This is a genomic window from Agrobacterium sp. MCAB5 (genome assembly GCF_052114365.1).
GTDB classification, from domain to species: Bacteria; Pseudomonadota; Alphaproteobacteria; order Rhizobiales; family Rhizobiaceae; genus Agrobacterium; species Agrobacterium tumefaciens.
This window is the reverse complement of record NZ_JBFREP010000281.1, coordinates 1-430: the sequence shown is the minus strand read 5'-3', so window position 1 is coordinate 430 and position 430 is coordinate 1. Positions and strand designations below refer to the sequence as shown.

Here is a 430-nt window from a genome sequence, read left to right as displayed (position 1 = left end):
GTCTCCCACTGAGCAGCGGCAATCTCCTGATAGTGTTCAAAAACGTTGTTGTGACGGGCATCATGGGAGCGAGGGAAATGGTGCTCGTCATGTTGTCATTGAGCCGATCGGCCCTCTATGGGCTTGTTTGGAGTACCCCGCTAAACAAATTAGCGGACATGTATCATGTGGATGCCATCCGTCTCGCTAATGTGTGTGACGAGTTCGATATTCCACGACCTTCAGCTGGACATTGGCAGAAGCTTGTACGTGGGAAAGCGGTTAAACAGCCGACCCTTGGAAACGATCGCTTTGCCACCGACGCTACCGTTGTTGTTCCGCGCCGTAAAACGGTTCAGAAGCATGGTAGGCTTGCGCAGACCTAATCATAAATCAACATAAGGAAACAAGAATGTACAAATTTGAAGTCTACAAGGACAAGGCTGGAGAG

At 49.8% G+C, this 430-nt stretch carries 1 pseudogene; it reads left to right on the top strand.

Features of this window, described 5'->3' with window-relative positions:
* Positions 1-365: pseudogene (locus AB4Z23_RS28635) on the top strand (hypothetical protein); the annotation flags it as partial.
* Between the last annotated feature and the right edge of the window lie 65 nt (positions 366-430).